The following is a 15,397-nucleotide window of genomic DNA, read 5'->3' as shown; positions in this document are numbered from 1 at the left end:
TTGCATCGCTCCGTCGTTTGCCCAACCGTGCCGAAACCAATCGATGACCTGCGTAATCTGACCAGACGAACTGTTCAAATGAGGTAGTTACGGACGGTCGGGAATCAAGTTTAATAATTCAAAATGTCGCGTTGTACCGCTGGTATGCATTTTGCGACCGCAGCCGTGCTGCGAGCGACTTGCGGTTATCTGGCAGAAAGTCGGTATGTACCCGCCCTTGTCCTCAAATCCGTCAAGCTCTTGGACAGCATTTGGTTGGAATATGCAAGAAAGGCCGTGCGAGTATGGACATATGTGGAGGTCATGAGGTTGTAGCTGCATATTCTTGCAGCCTGGGAGGTTGAAAGATACTATTACCAAGTCTTTTCCTGCTTCAGGCGCACCTTCACGACCTGAAGCCACATTTGTCCAGAGGAGGTGACAATATGAAGGCTTATGAACTGCTGTTCTTTGTTGACCCGTCGCTCGACCCCGAGACTCGTCTCGCTGTTATGAAGCGTATCGATACCACGATCGCTGAGGGCGCTGGCAAGGTCGACTCCGTTGACGAGTGGGGCAAGCGCAAGCTCGCCTACGAGATCAACGACCTCACCGATGGTGACTACACCCTCATCAACTTCCACGCAGATCCTACCCAGATCGCCGAGCTTGATCGCGTCCTGCGCATCACCGACGCTGTGGTCCGCCACATGATCGTCCGTCGCGACGACCAGGAGTAAGACTGTCGTTTTGGACTGGGCTTGTGCCCCAAGAGGAAGTAGTGAGTAATGAGCATCAATCGAGTGAACATCACCGGTAACCTCACCCGCGATCCCGAGCTGCGCGCCACTGCCGGCGGAACCCAGGTTCTGTCCTTTGGCGTCGCCGTGAACGATCGCCGCCGCAATGCGCAGACTGGCGAGTGGGAGGACTATCCCAACTTTGTCGACTGCACTATGTTCGGCACCCGCGCCGAGGCCGTGAGCCGTTTCCTGGCAAAGGGAAACAAGGTTGCGATCGAGGGCAAGCTGCGCTACAGCTCTTGGGAGCGCGATGGTCAGCGCAGGAGCAAGCTTGAGGTCATCGTCGATGAGATTGAGTTTATGAGCTCCCGTGGTGGCCAGGGTGGCTACGATCAGGGCGGTTACGCCCCCGCAGCTCCCGCGCCCGCAGCGCGTCCTGCCGCACCGGTGGCTACGCCGCCCGCGGTCGACGTCTACGATGAGGACATCCCGTTTTAAGGGTTGTTCACCTATTTTTGAGTGAGAGGCGGCTTCGGTTCGCCGAAGTTGCCAAATGAAAGGTATTTTGACATGGCTAATGATTTTTCTGCACGTCAGCCGCGTCGTAAGTACTGCCAGTTCTGCAAGGAGAACACTGAGTTCATCGACTATAAGGACACTCAGCTTCTCCGTAAGTACATGACCGACCGTGGCAAGATCAAGCCCCGTCGCGTCACTGGCGCTTGCACGCAGCATCAGCATGACATCGCCAACGCCATCAAGCGTGCCCGCGAGATGGCTCTCCTGCCGTACACCGTCCCCGTGGTTTCCTCTCGTGGCAACCGCGACCGCGGCTAAGAAGGGAGACGCATCATGAAGGTTATTCTTCTCGATGAGATCAAGGGCAAGGGCGGCGAGGGTGACGTCGTAGAGGTCGCTCAGGGTTACGCTGAGAACTTCCTGTTCCCCAAGAAGCTCGCTGTTGCCGCCACCAAGGGCAACCTCAAGCAGCTTGACGAGCGTCGCAACAACATCGCCAAGCGCGAGGCCGTCCGTCTGGCTACCGCCAACGAGACCAAGGCTGCCCTCGAGGGCAAGCAGGTCACCGTTGACGTCAAGGTCGGCGACGAGGGCATCCTCTTTGGCTCTGTCACCGCCGCTATGATCGCTGACGCCATCAAGGATCAGCTCGGTATGGACATCGACCGCAAGCGCGTCGAGCTCGGTAAGCCCATCAAGGTTGCCGGTGCCCACACCGTTGCCATCTCGCTGTACCGCGAGATCAAGGCCGAGGTTGTCGTTCTCGTCGGCGTTACCGCCGAGGAGCTCGCTGCCGAGGCTGAGGTCGAGGAGGCCGCTGAGGTCGCCGAGGCCGAGACCGCCGAGGTCGAGACCGAGGCTGCTGCCGAGTAGCATTTGCTGCAACGCAACAATCTTGTTCTAAGAAGGGCGCTCTGGGAGACCGGGGCGCCCTTTTATTTTTTGCGCTGAGTGGGTGTCACGTCATACATTGAGATGCGGTCCCACATAAGGGACCGTTCGTCCGTTTGGTTCGGTGATGATTGTTAAGGCGCGCCTCGATTTAAAGCTGTGGCTGATACTATGGATGCTCGCAAGCGATATGAATGAGGATGCTCATGGCATATGACGATAGGGAGACATGGCTGACGGTCGAGGACCGCGGCTCCAAGTTGGGTCTCCCCCAAAACCAAGATGCAGAGGCCAACGTACTGGCCGCCATGCTGCTATCGCCCGAGGTGGTCGAAGAAGCCCAGGTCGAGCTGCAGCCCGATGATTTCTACCGGCCCATTCATAAGACCATCTATACCGCGATGGTCGATATGTACAACAGTCGCATCCCCATCGACTCCATCTCGCTGATCGATTACCTGCGAAGCATCAACAAGCTCGATGCCGTGGGCGGCGAGGCGTACATTTTGGAGCTGATGGGTCAGACCCTGTCGCTCGTCAACTGGCAGCACCATGCCGCCATCGTTCGTCGCGACTCGATGCTGCGTGAGCTGATTGGCGCCACCAACGAGATTAACGCGCTGGCCTATAACGCCCCCACCGATACCAAAGAGGTCGTGGAGCTGGCCGAGAGCAAGCTGCTCAAGGTTACGGCGCGCGAGGTTAAGTCGAGCTACAAGACACTGACCGAGTTTATGGTCGAGGCCTATAACGAGGCCGAGGAAGTGTGCCAGGCCGGTGGCCAGGCAGCGGGCGTTCCCACGGGCTTCCCGTCACTCGATCGCATGCTTATGGGCTTCCGCGAGGGCCAGCTCATCATTATCGGCGCCCGCCCCGCCGTGGGTAAGACCTCGTTCGCTCTAAACCTGGCGCTCAATGCCGCCGCTGCGGGCTACACCGTCGGCTTTTTCTCGCTGGAGATGTCGGGCAAGGAAATTGCCCAGCGCCTGATTTGCGCCTATGCCATGATTTCGATCAGTGATTTTCGCATGGGTCGCATTAGCCCCGAGCAGTGGGCCAATATCAATGAGGCCACGCAGACCTTGTCCAAGCTCGATATTCTGATTGACGATACGCCCGGCACCACGGTGACCGAGATTCGCGCCAAGAGCCGCCGCATGCTCCACAACAAGGAGAAGGCCATCATTATCTTGGACTACCTGCAGCTGGTGAGTCCTCCGCCGGGACGCCGTTCCGAGAGCCGCACCGTCGAGGTCTCCGAGATGTCTCGTGGCTTAAAGATTATGGCCAAGGAACTCAAGATTCCGCTGATCGCGCTGTCTCAGCTGTCGCGTCAGGTCGAATCCCGTACCGGCAAGCGCCCGCAGCTTTCCGACCTGCGCGAATCGGGCTCCATCGAGCAGGACGCCGATATCGTCATGTTCTTGGACCGTTCCGCCGACGAGGCTGAGGCCTCGCGCGACGACCGACCCGACGAGGGCGTCACGCGTATTGTCGTGGCCAAGAACCGTTCGGGCCCGATCGGCGACGTCGACCTGATGTTTCTGCCGGCGTCTACCAAGTTCTATGAGCTTGATGGGGTGCATACCGAGGAGTAGGACAGGCGCCCGTTGCACGGGTATACTGGGAATGTTTTGTGCTTCTGCCCGCCGTATGGCGCGCAGACAGTCCATGTATGTAAGGAGTAAACATGCCGTCAACCGTTTTGGTCGGTGCCCAGTGGGGCGATGAGGGCAAGGGTAAGATCTGCGACCTGATCGCCGGCGACTTCGATGCCGTCGTGCGCTATTCGGGCGGCAACAACGCCGGGCACACCATCGTTGTCAACGGCAAGAAGTACGGCCTGCACCAGGTGCCCTCCGGCATCATGTACGCCGACCACGTGTCGGTGATTGGCAACGGCTGCGTCGTCAACCCCAAGGTTGTCCTTGAGGAGATCGACATGTTCGAGGCCGATGGCATCACCACCAAGAACCTCAAGATCAGCGGCAACGCACACGTGATCATGCCGTATCACGTCGACCTGGACGGCGCCTTTGAGCAGAAGCTCGGCAAGAAGAGCATCGGTACCACCAAGCGCGGCATTGGCCCGTGCTATCAGGACAAGATGGCCCGTATTGGCCTTCGTATGCAGGACATGCTGGATGAGGAGCTCTTCCGCGACAAGCTGGAAACCGCTCTTGCCCGCGTGAATCCCGAGCTCGAGCTGCTTTACGGCCTGCCCACCTACACCGTGGACCAGATCTGTGAAGAGTACCTGCCCATGGCCGAGCGCCTGCGCCCGTACATCACCGAGACGAGCCTGCTGCTCAACAACATGATCGATGAGGGCAAGACCCTGCTCTTTGAGGGCGCCCAGGCAACATTGCTCGATATCGACCATGGCACCTATCCGTTTGTCACATCTTCTAACTGCACCGCCGGCGGCGCGATCACCGGTTCTGGTGTTGGCATGAAAAACGTCGATCGCGTGCTGGGCGTCATGAAGGCCTACATCACCCGCGTCGGTGCAGGCCCCATGCCCACTGAGCTTTCCTACGAGTCCGAGGCCGGCCATACGCTGACCGAGGAGGGCTATGAGTACGGCGTGACCACCGGTCGCCGTCGTCGCTGCGGCTGGTTTGACGGTCCCATCGCCAACTACGCCTCGCGCGTCAACGGTCTTACCGACATCGCCCTGACCAAGCTCGACGTGCTTTCGGTCTTCGACACCATTAAGGTGTGCGTGGCCTATGACGTCGACGGCGAGCGCTACACCAGCGTGCCCGAGCACCAGGTGCGCTTTGAGCATGCCAAGCCCATCTACGAGGAGCTTCCCGGCTGGAAGTGCGATATCACCGGCTGCCGCAGCTTTGAGGAGCTGCCGCAGGAGGCTCAGGACTACGTGGCATTTGTCGAGGATCTGGCGCACACGCGCGTGACGTTTGTCGGTGTTGGCGCCGGCCGCGAGCAGATCATCAACCGATTCTGGAAGTAATCGGCGTTATTTGGTTATTGCGATATACCCCTTCGCAGCCCGGACGGGCGGCCGAGGGGTATATTTGCTTGTAATGGGCCCGCATGGTTGACGGGCCGTTAATCCATAGAGGAGGCACCCTTGAAGGCGGACACTCAAACCATCGACATCCTGTTGTTGGGCAGCGGCGGCCGCGAGCATGCTTTGGCAGCCAAGCTCGCGGCATCACCGCGCGCCGGCAAGCTCTACATCGCCCCGGGCAACGGCGGCACCGCGAGCTGCGGCGAGAACGTGGTTCTCGACGATTGCGATCCTGCTGCCGTGGCGGCGTTTGCACAGAGCCACGGATGCGGACTCGTGGTGATTGGCCCCGAGGCTCCGCTCGTGGCGGGCGTGGCCGACGCCGTGCGCGCGGCGGGTATTCCCTGCTTTGGCCCGGGTGCCGAGGGCGCTCAGATGGAGGGCTCTAAGCTGTTCTCCAAGCAGCTTATGGAGCGCGCGGGCATTCCGACGGCCGCCTACGGCTCGTTTACCGACGAGGCTTCGGCTCTCGCCTATGTGCGCGAGCAGGGCGCTCCGCTGGTCGTGAAGGCCGACGGTCTTGCCGCGGGCAAGGGCGTTATTGTGGCAACCGAGCTTTCGCAGGCCGAAGAGGCCGTGCGCGAGTGCTTTGGCGGCACCTTTGGCGATGCCGGCAACACCGTGGTGATCGAGGAGATGCTCGTTGGCCCCGAGTGCTCGCTGCTGGCCTTTACCGACGGCAAGACCGTGCGCCCCATGGCCACCTCGCAGGACCACAAGCGCGCGCTTGAGGGCGACCTTGGTCCCAACACGGGCGGCATGGGCGTCTACAGCCCGGTGCCCATCGTGACCGACGAGGAGCACGCCACCATGGTGAAGGTCATGGAGCAGACCGTGGCCGAGCTCGCCGCCGAGGGCATCGATTACCGTGGCTGCCTGTACGGCGGCTTTATGCTTACCCCCGCCGGCCCCAAGGTGCTGGAGTTTAACGCCCGCTTTGGCGACCCCGAGACGCAGGTCGTGCTGCCGCGCCTTAAGAACGACTTGGTCGAGGTCATGCTTGCCTGCGCCAACTGCGAGCTTGACCAGATTGAGCTCGATTGGCGTGACGAGTGGGCGGTGGCCGTTGTCCTGACGAGCGCGGGCTATCCCGGCAGCTACGAGAAGGGCAAGATCATCACCGGTATCGAGGATGCCGAGGCCATGGAGAACGTGACCGTGTATCACGCCGGCACCGCCGTGGTGGACGGCCAGCTCGTGACCAACGGCGGCCGCGTGCTCGCCGTGACCGCGCTGGGCGACACGTTCGAGAACGCTCGCAACCTTGCCTACGAGGCTTGCGAAAAGATCGATTTTGAGGGCAAGACCCTGCGTCACGACATTGGCCTGCGCGCGCTGCGCGGCCGCGACGCCTGGGATGCCTAAAATCCGAGAGGAATGAGACGGATGGACGAGAAGAACGAAGAGCTCGTGGACGCGCAAATCGTCGAAGAGGACAGCCGCATGTATGGGCACGCCGAGGGCGAGCCTGGTGGCGAGGTCGCTGACGAGCCGGCGCTGGTGCTGGGCGACGACGACCCGCACGATGCCGAGCTGCACGAGAAGATTCTTTCGGAGGAGTGCGCCTGGAAGGGCAAGATCCTCGACGTCCACCGTCTTGAGGTTGAGCTGCCCAACGGTCACCGCAGCGCCCGCGATATCGTTCGCCATCCGGGTGCGGCAGCCGTTGTGGCGCTGACCGAGAGCGGCAAGATCGTACTGGTGCGTCAGTACCGCACCGCCATCGACCGCGTGACGGTTGAGATTCCCGCCGGCAAGCTCGATCCAGGCGAGGACCCGCTCGATTGTGCCAGGCGCGAGCTGCATGAGGAGACGGGCTTTAAGGCCGGGCGCATTCGCTTTTTAACGTCTATTGTCACGACCTGCGGTTTTTGCGACGAGATTATTCACATCTACCTGGCCACCAAGCTCGAGTTCGATGCGCCCAACCCCGACGATGACGAGTTTGTCAACGTTGACCTGGTGCCGCTGCACGAGCTGATCGATGCCGTGCTCGACGGCAAGATCGAGGATGCCAAGACCGTCGTGGGCGCACTTGCCTGCGACAGCATCGCGCACCGCCTTGGTGGTTCTGAGCTGTAACGAGTGGGGATAGCCCTGGGACAAGTACTACTGATTGCTTTGTCCCAGGGTCTTATGTTGCTGATATTTCTTTGAGGATCACATGCTGAAGCGTTTTCTGTCTTACTACAAGCCCCAGATGGGGCTTTTTGTTGCCGATACCATTTGCGCCCTGGTGCTCGCCGCCATTGACCTGGCGTTTCCCATTATCCTGCGCAATCTGTGCGGCGGGCTGTTTACCCAGGGCCAGACTGCCATTATGCAGGCGCTCGGTATGATCGCGGTGGGACTGGTGCTGATGTATGCCACCCGCTGCGCCTGCCGCTACTTTGTGAGCTATTGGGGCCACGTGATGGGCGCGCGCATGGAGTCCAAGATGCGCGAGGACTTGTTCGATCAGTACGAGCGTTTTAGCTTTGCGTACTTTGATCGCAACAGCTCGGGTGACATGATGAGCCGCGTGGTCAACGACCTGTTCGATATCTGCGAGGCGGCGCACCACGTGCCCGAATGGATCATTATTTGCGGTATCGAGATCATTGGCTCGTTTGTGATTCTGTTTACCATTGCGCCGGTGCTCGCGCTCGCCATGGCCGTGGTGACGGCGGTGTTCGCGGTCATTATGTTTTGGCAGAATATGCGCATGCGCGAGGTCTTTAGCGATAACCGCAAAAAGATCAGCGGCATCAATGCGCAGCTGCAGGATTCGCTGGCGGGTATGCGTGTGGTCAAAAGCTTTGCCAATGAGCAGACCGAACGCTCTAAGTTCCGTGCCTCTAACGATCGCTACCTTTCGTCCAAGGAAAACATGTATCACGCCATGGGCGTCTACACCGCGACGTATGGTCTGCTCTCGGGCGTGCTCTATGTAATCGTGGTGCTGCTGGGCGGTTGGCTCGTTGCCCAAGGCCAGCTGCAGGCGGTCGATATGGCAACCTTCGCGCTCTACATTTCGCTGTTCTGCACGCCGCTTGAGACGCTCGTCAATTCGGCCGAGACGTATCAGAAAGCCATCGCCGGCTTTAAGCGCATGGACGAGGTGCTCTCGACTGTTCCCGATATTCAGGATAAGCCGGGTGCTGCGGATCTGCAGGTGACGGCCGGCGCTGTTGAGTATCGCGACGTGTGCTTTAGCTACGAGGATGTCGAGCTGGGCGCGGGCGACGGGACGCGTCCCGTTATCGACCATATGGATCTGTCCATTAAGCCCGGTCAAACCATCGCTTTGGTTGGTCCCTCGGGCGGCGGCAAATCAACGACTTGTTCGCTGTTGCCGCGCTTTTACGACGTTGCCGCCGGCTCCATTAGCATTGACGGCCAGGATGTGCGCGACGTGACGCAGCGTAGCCTGCGCCGATCCATCGGCCTGGTGCAGCAAGATGTCTATCTGTTCGACGGAACGATTGGCGAGAACATCGCCTATGGCAAGCCGGGCGCCACGGCAGAAGAAATCGCCGAGGCGGCCCATCGCGCCAACATCGATGCTTTTATCGAGTCGCTTCCGCAGGGCTACGACACCGTGGTGGGCGAGCGCGGCAGCCGTCTTTCTGGTGGTCAAAAGCAGCGCGTCGCCATCGCGCGCGTGTTTCTCAAAAATCCCAAGATCCTTATTTTGGATGAGGCGACCAGTGCTCTGGATAACGAGAGCGAGGAGGCGGTGCAGGAGTCGCTCGAGCGCTTGGCGCGTGGCCGCACCACGATCATCATCGCTCACCGTCTCTCGACCATTAAGCATGCCGACGAGATTGCGACCGTTGAGCATGGTCGCGTTGTGGAACGTGGCACGCACGAGGAGCTTCTCGCCCGTGGCGGCACTTATGCCCGTTACTATCGAATGCAGTTCGAAGGTGCGCGTGCGCACGAGCTCGACTGATTGATATGACAGGAAGGTTATGGCTGATAAGAACCATCTGACTCCGGAAGAAGTGACGGAATTATTCTCCGAAATCGATGCATCCGGCGTCTTGGATCCTACACTCGCCAAAAAGCGTACCGAGCGCATGCGCGAGAAAGAGTCTGCCGTCAAACGCGGTGACAAGGCGACACTGGCGCGGCTGCGCAGCGAGGATCGCGCGAGCCAGGCAAAACATATCGACCCGCTGTCCGAGGACGATCCTTCGGGTTCGCAGGTGAGCCATACCATTACGAAAACTGCCATGGTCGTGGTTATCGGCATCTTGGTGCTGATTGTGGGCATGCAGATCGGCTACGGCGTGATGCGACGCCTGAACACCGCGAACCTCTCCGAGAGCGTTTCGGTGGATACCGTCTCGACCGCGCTCAAAGGTGGACTTGAATGGGGCAACGGCTTTACGCAGTTCCCGCTCGATTTTACCGTCGACGAGGCCGACGAGGGTACGGGCACGGTTGAGGTGACGGTGCTGGACACGTCTTCTGCCAATGAACTCGAGTTGCTGTCCAACGGTCAGATTCAGGCGGCGGCGCTCGCAACCAATGCCCTGCTCAACGACAAGATTGACCGTGTGGTGTATAACGTCCACGCCTATATCGACGAGGACAGCAGGATTCAGCACGATTCCTTCTTTGGCATGTTTCCCGCCCAGGGTCACCAGAGCGCCATCCTGACGTTCGTCTGGACCAAGAGCTCTTCCAACGCCACCAATATCGACTGGAAGATGCGTATCGTGAGCATGGATGACACCATTGCCGAGCGCATTCAGAAACAGGTGAACTCGGTATCGTCGCTCATCGAGGACCCGGCGGTGAGCCAGACTAAGATTGACGAGGAAAAGGCCGAACGTGACCTGGAGCACCGCCTGCACGGCCGCGAGATTTTCCGTGGCGGCAAGCTTGGCCGCACCCCGTCCGAATTACTTGAGCAGGACAAGCAAAAGTAGTCCGCAGCCACATAGAACGATGACATCCCGCGTGAGCCGCAAGCCCACGCGGGATGATTTTTCTGGGACGGGGATTAAAAAATTATTCTGTCATGTATGCGGTTGGCGAGTAGTCAATTTGGGACGGGGCTATTTTAGCTACCCCGTCCGTCAATCAACCTAACCGTCGTGCCACCAGCCGGGGCAGCTAAAATAGCCCCGTCCCAAATTGACTACTCAGCGACAAAGCTCTGCTTTCAGAATGATTTTTTAATCCCCGTCCCAGAAAAATCATTATGCATAAGAAGTCATAATTATCATTTTGTAAACAATTCTATGTAATTAACGCCATACGGCATACTTACGGTTAGAATACCGCGAGGCCTAACTACACACCTTTAAGCCGGTCCCGAGAGACCGGGAAGGAGAACTATGGCGAACAACCATATTGCGGGCGCTGCCGCCCGCACCATCGCGCCCAGCGAACTGTGCCAGCGCATGCTGGCCAAAACCAGCAAGGGTGCTTGCGGTCCCTGCATCCTGTACCTTGAGGATGGGACCATTTTTTATGGCCGTGCATGTGGTGCCGAGGGCACCGCGACCGGCGAAGTCTGCTTCAATACCTCACTCGAGGGTTACTTTGAGGTTATGACCGACCCGAGCTATGCTGGCCAGATCGTTACCATGACCTATCCGCAGATTGGCAACTATGGCATCGATGAGACCGATGTCCAGTCCGCCTTCCCCGGCGATGACGTACGCCCTGCGAGTGCTCCCGCCATGCGCGGCATGATCGTGCGCGACATGTGTGCCACGCCTTCTAACTGGCGCTCGGCCGTCAGCGTGCCGGAGTACCTGCGCGCACACGGCATCGTCGCTATCGAGGGCGTCGACACCCGAGCCCTGGTGCGCCACCTGCGCGACAATGGCTCCAAGATGGGCATTATCTCGACCGAGGTCCTCGACATCGACGAGCTTGCCGAGCGCTTGGCCTCTGCTCCCACGCTGGTGGGGGAGAACCTGGTCAAGACCGTGAGCTGCCCTGCGCCCCATCCGTTCGCCGGGAGCGATCTGCCCACCGAGCATGGCTTTGCGCTTGCGGCCCCCGCTCCCGCCCGCCACAACGTGGTCGCGTACGACTGCGGTGTCAAGCGTGGCATCCTGGAGGGTCTGGTCCGTGCTGGCTGCGCCCTCACCGTCGTGCCGTGGGATACACCCGCGCGTCAGGTACTCGACATGAATCCCGATGGCGTCTTTTTGTCCAACGGTCCCGGCGACCCCGATGCCGTGGTAGAGACCTACGAGCAGGCGCAGCAGCTGATCGGCAAGGTGCCCGTCTTTGGCATTTGCCTGGGTCACCAGATGATCAGCTTGGCATGCGGCGCCCAGATGGAAAAACTCAAATTCGGTCACCGTGGCGGTAACCAGCCGGTTATGAACCTGGTCAGCCGCCGCGTGGAAATTACCGCGCAAAACCATGGCTTTGGCCTGCTGTTCCCCAGCTTGGGCAAGCTTGTCCCCGAGCTTTCCGGCGGCGAGACCGAGCATGCGGCCGATGGAGATCTGCGCGTCTGGGTGCGCCGCGGAATCGCGCCGGTCGTGATGAATGAGCGCTTTGGCCGCATTCGCCTGACGCACGTGAACCTCAACGACGGCACCGCCGAGGGCATCCAGCTGCTCGACGCCCCGTGCTTCTCGGTCCAGTACCACCCCGAGGCCTCGCCTGGCCCCACCGATGCCCACTATCTCTTTACCGCCTTTACGCGACTCATGGACGGCGAGGAGAACTACCTGGACATCGACACCGCGAAGGACCGCCTGGCTGGCTGGAATTTCGCCGAGACTGAGACCGAGGAGAACTAACATGCCTAAACGTACTGACATCAAGCGCATCCTCGTCATTGGCTCGGGCCCCATCGTCATTGGCCAGGCCTGCGAGTTCGACTACTCCGGCGCCCAGGCCTGCAAGGTGCTCAAGGAGGATGGCTTTGAGGTCATCCTGGTCAACTCCAACCCGGCGACCATCATGACCGACCCGGGCCTGGCCGACCGCACCTATGTCGAGCCCATCACCGCCGAATTTATCGAGCGCGTGATCAAGAAGGAGCGCCCGGACGCGCTGCTGCCCACGCTGGGCGGCCAGACCGGTCTGAACGCCGCCGTCGAGCTGGCAAAGGACGGCACGCTCGACCAGTACGGCGTCGAGATGATCGGCTGCGACCTTGCCGCCATCGAGCGCGGTGAGGACCGCAAGCTCTTTAACGAGGCCATGGCCGAGATCGGCCTGGAGGTCGCGCGCTCGGGCTATGCCTACAGCGTGGCCGACGCCGAGGCCATCGCCGAGCGCGTGGGATATCCCTGCGTGCTGCGCCCGAGCTTTACCCTGGGCGGCGCCGGCGGCGGCATCGCGCACACCCACGAGGAGCTCGTCTCCATCGTGAGCCAGGGCCTTGAGCTCTCGCCCGCCCACGAGGTGCTGGTCGAGGAGTCCATCGAGGGTTGGAAAGAGTACGAGATGGAGGTCATGCGCGACCACGCCGGCAACGGCATCATCGTGTGCTCCATCGAGAACCTCGACCCCATGGGCGTGCATACCGGCGACTCCATCACCGTGGCGCCGGCGCAGACCCTCTCCGACCTTGAGTATCAGCGCATGCGTGTCGCCTCGCTCGCCATTCTGGAGAAGATCGGCGTCGAGACCGGTGGCTCCAACGTGCAGTTTGCCGTGAACCCGCAGACCGGTCGCCTGATCGTCATCGAGATGAACCCGCGCGTGAGCCGTTCGTCCGCACTGGCCTCCAAGGCCACGGGCTTCCCCATCGCCAAGGCCGCCGCTCGCCTGGCCGTGGGCTACACGCTCGACGAGATCGTCAACGACATCACCAAAGCCACGCCTGCCTGCTTTGAGCCCACGATCGACTACTGTGTGGTCAAGGTGCCGCGCTTTGCCTTTGAGAAGTTCAAGGGTACCGACCCCACGCTCACAACGCGCATGAAAGCCGTGGGCGAGATCATGGCGATCGGCCGCACCTTTGAGGAGGCCTTTGGCAAGGCCATGCGCTCGCTGGAGGACGGGCATCAGGGCATTTGCGCTGGTGGCAAGGAAGGTGCCGATAAGCTGAGCGACGACGAGCTCGCTCAGGCCGTGGGCACCCCGACTGAGCACCGCATCTTCTTTGTGGTCGAGGCTCTGCGTCGTGGCTGGGATGTCGCGCGCATCCACGCCATCTGCGGCATCGATCCGTGGTATCTCAACCGTATCAACGATATGGTGCAGGTCCAGGAGAGCATTCGCGGCCTGCGCGTGGAGGACATCGACGCCGACGCGATGCGCCTGCTCAAGCAGTATGGCACGAGCGATGCCGAGATTGCCGCGCTGACCGGCTCGGACGAGCGCTTTGTTCGCGCTTACCGTAAGGGTCTGGGCGTGGTTCCCAGCATGAAGACGGTCGACACCTGCGCTGCTGAGTTCTCGAGTGCCACGGAGTATCACTACAAGACCTACGAAAACATCTACCGCACGAGCCCGGTCGCCAAGAAGTGCGTTGCCCCCGACGAGACCACGCCGGCAGATAAGCCCAAGGCGATGATTCTGGGTGCCGGCCCCAATCGTATCGGCCAGGGTATCGAGTTTGACTACTGCTGCGTGCACGCGAGCTACGCGCTGGCGGCCCGTGGCTTCGAGACCATCATGGTCAACTGCAACCCCGAGACCGTCTCGACCGACTATGACACGTCCGATCGTCTGTACTTTGAGCCGCTCACCTACGAGGACGTCATGGACGCTATCGATGTTGAGCGCCCCGACGGCGTCGTGGTGACGCTCGGCGGCCAGACTCCGCTTAAGCTGGCGCGCATGCTCGAGGAGAGCGGCGTGAACATCATGGGTACCACGCCCGATGCCATCGATTTTGCCGAGGACCGCGAGCGCTTTGCCGCCCTGCTCGACAAGCTGGGCATTATGTACCCGCCGGCGGGTCAGGCCACCTCGTTTGAGGAGGCCGAGGCCGTGGCTGCGCATATCGGCTACCCGCTGCTGGTTCGTCCGAGCTATGTGTTGGGCGGCCGCGGTATGATGATCGCCTACGATGCCGAGCATCTGCACGATTACATGGCCGAGGCTGCGCGCATTAGCCCCGACTACCCGGTGTACCTCGACCGCTTCCTGGAGGGCGCGATCGAGTCCGATGTCGATGCCCTGTGCGACGGCGAGGAAGTCTACATCGGCGGTATTCTGGAGCATATCGAGGAGGCCGGTATCCACTCCGGTGACTCCGCGACTTGCATTCCGCCGTTTAGCTTTAGCGAGAGTCTGCAGGCGAAGCTCCGCGAGACCACGCGCCGCATTGCGATGGCGCTGGGAGTTCGCGGCCTGGTCAATGTGCAGTATGCCATCAAGGGCGAGACCGTCTACGTGATCGAGGCCAACCCGCGTGCCAGCCGTACCGTGCCGTTTATCTCCAAGGCCACCGGCGTGCCGCTGGCCAAGTGCGCGGCGCGCATCATGGCGGGCGATTCCATCGCGAGCCTGGGCCTGCCGAGCGACGAGCGCCAGCTGGACTGCTTCTGCATGAAGGAAGCCGTTATGCCCTGGGGCCGTTTCCCGGGAGCCGACGTTATCCTGGGGCCCGAGATGAAGTCGACGGGCGAGGTCATGGGTGTCGCCAAGAGCTATCCCGAGGCATACGCCAAGACACAGCTGGCGATTGACTACAAACTGCCCGATCCGAGCGCCGGCAAGGTGTTCATTAGCGTGTGCGATCGCGACAAGCGCCATATCCTTTCGGTCGCCCGTATCCTGCGCTATCTGGGCTTTGACATCTGCTCTACCGAGGGTACGGCGCGCGTGCTGCGTGGAGGCAACGTGACGTGCGAGGTCGTGGAAAAGATCAGCGGCCCACACGACGGCGAGCGCCCCAACATCGGTGACCTTATCGCCGATGGCAAGATCGCGGTAATCATCAATACGCCGTACGGCCCGGGCTCGCGCGGCGACGGCTATCTGTTGCGCACCGAGGCGGTGCGCCGCGGCGTGACCTGCGTGACGGCGATGTCTGCCGCCAACACCTACGTGAGTGCTATCGAGGCGGTGCGCGAGGACCAGCAGGGCCACGGCAGCGCCAACGACATGGGCATGGACGTCATCGCCCTGCAGGACCTGCCGCAGTACACGGTGTAATGTGACCTGGTCGGCCGGGGCGGCAGCCGGACACTTTCTCTCGGAAACTGGGCTTCGCGAAGTTTTCCGAGAGAAAGGTCCGCCTCCCGCCCCGGCCTGCGGTGACTCGGTTGCACCGTGTGCTGCAGAAGGGGCTTTGCGCGATGACTAG

General features: G+C 60.8%; 12 protein-coding genes. All 12 read left to right on the top strand.

The window, feature by feature from the left end:
- Positions 1-425 precede the first annotated feature (425 nt).
- A complete protein-coding gene (gene rpsF, locus ACQRC0_RS08315; RefSeq protein ID WP_006235831.1) occupies positions 426-719 on the top strand; it encodes a 30S ribosomal protein S6 in 294 nt (97 codons plus the stop codon).
- Positions 720-767: 48 nt separating this feature from the next.
- Positions 768-1,220, top strand: coding sequence for a single-stranded DNA-binding protein (locus tag ACQRC0_RS08310; RefSeq protein ID WP_006235830.1), 453 nt, complete (start codon positions 768-770; stop codon positions 1,218-1,220).
- Between the two features lie 72 nt (positions 1,221-1,292).
- The gene (gene rpsR, locus ACQRC0_RS08305) at positions 1,293-1,559 is read left to right on the top strand and encodes a 30S ribosomal protein S18 (protein WP_006235829.1); all 267 of its coding nucleotides are present in this window, start codon (positions 1,293-1,295) and stop codon (positions 1,557-1,559) included.
- A 15-nt stretch (positions 1,560-1,574) separates the two neighbouring features.
- On the top strand, positions 1,575-2,114 hold the full coding sequence (rplI, locus tag ACQRC0_RS08300) for a 50S ribosomal protein L9 (RefSeq protein WP_154516756.1): 540 nt from the start codon (positions 1,575-1,577) through the stop codon (positions 2,112-2,114).
- A 218-nt stretch (positions 2,115-2,332) separates the two neighbouring features.
- Entirely contained in the window at positions 2,333-3,730 is a 1,398-nt protein-coding gene (gene dnaB, locus ACQRC0_RS08295) for a replicative DNA helicase (RefSeq protein ID WP_427718155.1), read from the top strand.
- A 92-nt stretch (positions 3,731-3,822) separates the two neighbouring features.
- Entirely contained in the window at positions 3,823-5,109 is a 1,287-nt protein-coding gene (locus ACQRC0_RS08290; protein ID WP_427717940.1) for an adenylosuccinate synthase, read from the top strand.
- Positions 5,110-5,229: 120 nt separating this feature from the next.
- Positions 5,230-6,534, top strand: coding sequence for a phosphoribosylamine--glycine ligase (gene purD, locus ACQRC0_RS08285; RefSeq protein ID WP_427729204.1), 1,305 nt, complete (start codon positions 5,230-5,232; stop codon positions 6,532-6,534).
- A 21-nt stretch (positions 6,535-6,555) separates the two neighbouring features.
- The gene (locus ACQRC0_RS08280; protein ID WP_195838565.1) at positions 6,556-7,251 is read left to right on the top strand and encodes an NUDIX domain-containing protein; all 696 of its coding nucleotides are present in this window, start codon (positions 6,556-6,558) and stop codon (positions 7,249-7,251) included.
- 82 nt (positions 7,252-7,333) lie between these two features.
- Positions 7,334-9,103: an ABC transporter ATP-binding protein gene (locus ACQRC0_RS08275; RefSeq protein WP_427729202.1), complete on the top strand. Its 1,770-nt coding sequence runs from the start codon at positions 7,334-7,336 to the stop codon at positions 9,101-9,103.
- A 19-nt stretch (positions 9,104-9,122) separates the two neighbouring features.
- On the top strand, positions 9,123-10,088 hold the full coding sequence (locus ACQRC0_RS08270) for a hypothetical protein (RefSeq protein WP_427729200.1): 966 nt from the start codon (positions 9,123-9,125) through the stop codon (positions 10,086-10,088).
- A gap of 411 nt (positions 10,089-10,499) precedes the next feature.
- Positions 10,500-11,930, top strand: a complete 1,431-nt coding sequence (gene carA, locus ACQRC0_RS08265) for a glutamine-hydrolyzing carbamoyl-phosphate synthase small subunit (RefSeq protein ID WP_427729198.1) — start codon at positions 10,500-10,502, stop codon at positions 11,928-11,930.
- A 1-nt stretch (position 11,931) separates the two neighbouring features.
- Entirely contained in the window at positions 11,932-15,246 is a 3,315-nt protein-coding gene (gene carB, locus ACQRC0_RS08260) for a carbamoyl-phosphate synthase large subunit (protein ID WP_427729196.1), read from the top strand.
- Positions 15,247-15,397 lie beyond the last annotated feature (151 nt).

Source organism: Collinsella sp. SGI.033, from assembly GCF_050315135.1.
Classification (GTDB): domain Bacteria; phylum Actinomycetota; class Coriobacteriia; order Coriobacteriales; family Coriobacteriaceae; genus Collinsella.
The sequence above is the reverse complement of the archived record's forward strand: the minus strand, read 5'-3'. Positions and strand labels throughout refer to the sequence as shown.

Bases quoted from the DNA above. Each gene is read 5' to 3' on its own strand.
- ACQRC0_RS08310 (WP_006235830.1), top strand. From the start codon at position 768: ATGAGCATCAATCGAGTGAACATCACCGGTAACCTCACCCGCGATCCC.
- ACQRC0_RS08290 (WP_427717940.1), top strand. From the start codon at position 3,823: ATGCCGTCAACCGTTTTGGTCGGTGCCCAGTGGGGCGATGAGGGCAAG.
- rpsF (WP_006235831.1), top strand. From the start codon at position 426: ATGAAGGCTTATGAACTGCTGTTCTTTGTTGACCCGTCGCTCGACCCC.
- rplI (WP_154516756.1), top strand. From the start codon at position 1,575: ATGAAGGTTATTCTTCTCGATGAGATCAAGGGCAAGGGCGGCGAGGGT.
- dnaB (WP_427718155.1), top strand. From the start codon at position 2,333: ATGCTCATGGCATATGACGATAGGGAGACATGGCTGACGGTCGAGGAC.
- carB (WP_427729196.1), top strand. From the start codon at position 11,932: ATGCCTAAACGTACTGACATCAAGCGCATCCTCGTCATTGGCTCGGGC.
- ACQRC0_RS08275 (WP_427729202.1), top strand. From the start codon at position 7,334: ATGCTGAAGCGTTTTCTGTCTTACTACAAGCCCCAGATGGGGCTTTTT.
- rpsR (WP_006235829.1), top strand. From the start codon at position 1,293: ATGGCTAATGATTTTTCTGCACGTCAGCCGCGTCGTAAGTACTGCCAG.
- ACQRC0_RS08280 (WP_195838565.1), top strand. From the start codon at position 6,556: ATGGACGAGAAGAACGAAGAGCTCGTGGACGCGCAAATCGTCGAAGAG.
- ACQRC0_RS08270 (WP_427729200.1), top strand. From the start codon at position 9,123: ATGGCTGATAAGAACCATCTGACTCCGGAAGAAGTGACGGAATTATTC.
- carA (WP_427729198.1), top strand. From the start codon at position 10,500: ATGGCGAACAACCATATTGCGGGCGCTGCCGCCCGCACCATCGCGCCC.